Below are 2916 nucleotides of genomic sequence, written 5' to 3' on the forward strand. Positions count from 1 at the left end.
ATGATGCCTTCGCGCATCCGATCCCGGACTTGGCGGCAGCGGAGGAGATCCTAAGTCATCTTCCCCTGGAAGCTCACGATACTCTGTGGTATATCCGAGCCCATGCCGACTGGGCCGATCCGTTCGATCGGATCGATCAGGCGTTGCGGGCGCGCTATCCGGTGCGGATGGAGGTCTTCCCGGAGAAAATCCGGATCCGCGCCTATGCGCTGCGGTGGACGTGGCCAGTGCTCCCCTCGGAGGCTCACCCGGTAGGGCATCGTTTCACCTCAGGCTGGATGCTGGTGGGCTTCCACCATGCTGGGAAGGACGGCGTCGCCCCTCGACGATGGGGGGTCTTCCCGCCGACCCGACAACTGCATTTGACGCTCTACTGGCGTCGTTTCCCGGACGCCGATAGGAATGTTCAGCTTCAGGCCCTCCTGGTTCATTCCGATGGAATCACCCGGATCGAAGGGGCTTCGCCGCAGGGGGGCGTGCTGGAGCGGTATCCGCCCTCGAGCTGGCCCGCGGGCCTGGTCGTTGTGGACGATCGGGATTTCTTCCTGCCCGCAGAGACGCTTCCCGGGCGGTATCGCCTGATGGTCGTCGTAGGCCATCCAACGGGATCCATGGAGTCTTTGACACTGGATACGATTGAGGTTCGATGATACTAATGATAAACGGATGCAGTCCATGGCCGCTCATATCCCGAAGGGCTCGAGGGATTCAGCTAGAGGTGAGATCCTGGATGTTTGTCTTTCTCTAGCGGCGCTGGGTCTGGGCCTTGCGCTGCGGATGTTCCGGCTTGCCACGCCCTCGCTGCGCGGGGATGAGGCCTTCTCCTGGATGATCGCCCGCCAGGATCCGGCCGCTATCCTCCGGTTCATCTGGGAGGCTCGGGAGCCTCATTCCCCCTTGCACTTCCTGTGGATGAAGGCCTGGATGGAGCTGGCCGGCGATTCGGAATTCGCACTGCGGTTCCACGCGCTGTTCCTTACTTTCCTGATCACGCCCCTGGTCGGCCGGTGGCTCCATGCCCTCGGGCAGCCCCGGCGGATCGTGAGGCTGGGGATGATCCTGGCCAGCTTGCACCCCTATCTGATCTGGCAGAGCCAGGACGCCCGCCAGTATGGAACGCTGGCCTTCTTCGGCATCGCAGAGCCCCTGGCGCTGATGCGCGCCCTGCGCACAGACCGACGACGGGATTGGGTCCTCTTTGTCCTGATCGGGACGCTGGGCGTGTATTATCATTACAACCTATTGATCCTGCTGGCGCTGCAGGCCATCCTAGTCAGCGCTTTCTGGCGTCATCGTCTTCGATCCGGGGTGATCGCACTGGGGGGCATCCTTCTCCTGAGCGTTCCGGCCCTGGTTCTGGCTGTTCATGCGCTGGCTCCTTATTCCGGGACCGCCCAGCGCGCTCCCTCGCTCTTCGAAGGCCTGAGCCAGGTCGCGCGGACTTTCACAGTGGGGAGCACTGGGGACGGATGGCCGGCAACGCTCGCCACCACGCTCTGGGCACTTGGGGCATTCCTCGGGGGCGCCCGCTTACTTCAGATCTCCCGAGCGGATGGCCTCTGGATCATCGCGCATCTTGTCACCCCCGTGCTGGTGGCCTTCCTAGTGGCCCAGCGCCGGGCGGTCTTCGCGCCCCACTATATGATCACGGCGCTTCCGTTCTGGATCCTGCTGACCTCCATCGGGATGGGGCAGCTTATGACGGGAGGACGCCGGCACCGGGCCTTTTTCACTGTTTGCATCGTGGGGATCGGGGTCGGCGTTGTCCAGAGTCTGGCTCACCACTACCTGAATCCCCGATACACCAAGAGCCCGCCCATGCGGGAGCTGGTAGAGGCGCTGGATCAGGCGGCGAAACCGAGGGATTACGCGCTGATCACCTTCCCGGATCCCACCTTCTCGTATTACCATCAGGATGGCATCCCATGGGGAATGCTCCCGGCCTCTCAGCCGTTCCGACGGGAGGAGACCATGGCCGCTTTAGAGCGCCTCGCTCAGCAATATGATCACATCTGGCTGATCCCGGTCCATTTGCCGATGTGGCCGGGCTCAGAGGAGGTAGAGCGCTGGTTGCGCCTGCATGCGGAGCTCCTTGAGGAACGGGCTTTTGGCCCCTTGCGATTGCTGGCCTTCCGGCCAGCCCCGCGCGCCCTGGCCGCAATGCAGAGGGTTGAGGCGCGGTGGACTGATGGGGTAGAGCTGGTCGCCTTCCGAATCACGCCGGAGGGCGAGATCTCCCCTGGGGGGGTCCTACGGATCTCCACCGCATGGCGCCGCTGGGAGACCGTTCGAGAAGAACACAGCGTGTTTATGCATCTTCTGGACGAAGAAGGCCAGCTGGTGGCCCAGGACGACCATCCGGTAGGCCGCGGACTTTATCCCTCCATCGCCTGGTCCGAGGGGGAGGTCATTTTTGAGCGCTTTGAAATCCGGATGCCCGGGGGAATCGCTCCGGGGCGCTATCGGCTGGTCATCGGTCGATACAATTGGGAAACGCTGGTTCGCATTCCGATAGGCTCCTCCGATCATCTGGAGCTCGAATGGATTGAGGTGCGCCCATGATCACGCGGCGAGATGTCGGGTGGGCGATCGGTCTCTGGGCGCTTGCCTTCTCGGTCTACTTCCTCACGTATTCCGGTTACCCGATCAGCGACGATGAGCGGGCGATGTTCGTTTCTGCCTCCAGTTTCCAGAAGATCGGCCGCTTCACCATCCATCCCCTCTACTATCTGGGTGTAAAGCCCGGCAGCGCAAACGTGGGGATGTATACGGTCGCAGGGGAGATGGTTCCCAACTACGAGCCCGGGCAGATCCTTGCGATGATCCCCCTGCTGTGGCTGAGCGATGGGCTAGGGACCGGCCGCTTTCAAACCGCGATGCTGGTCGGTCCGGTGGTGGCCGCGGCCGCGGCCAGCG

At 62.9% G+C, this 2916-nt stretch carries 2 protein-coding genes and 1 pseudogene; all 3 read left to right on the forward strand.

What is annotated here, in order from left to right; all coding sequences use genetic code 11:
• Nucleotides 1–650 (forward strand): annotated as a pseudogene (locus tag NZM16_RS08770) (hypothetical protein); the annotation flags it as partial.
• Between the two features lie 25 nt (nt 651–675).
• Nucleotides 676–2562 carry a glycosyltransferase family 39 protein gene (locus tag NZM16_RS08775; RefSeq protein WP_295451420.1) on the forward strand — a complete coding sequence of 629 codons (1887 nt, stop codon included), beginning with the start codon at nt 676–678 and terminating at the stop codon, nt 2560–2562.
• Nucleotides 2559–2916, forward strand: a 358-nt coding sequence (locus NZM16_RS08780; RefSeq protein ID WP_295479976.1) for a hypothetical protein, incomplete at its 3' end; no start/stop codon positions are given. The genes NZM16_RS08775 and NZM16_RS08780, both read left to right, overlap by 4 nt.

It is taken from the genome of Thermoflexus sp., from assembly GCF_025055495.1.
In the GTDB taxonomy this organism is placed as follows: domain Bacteria; phylum Chloroflexota; class Anaerolineae; order Thermoflexales; family Thermoflexaceae; genus Thermoflexus.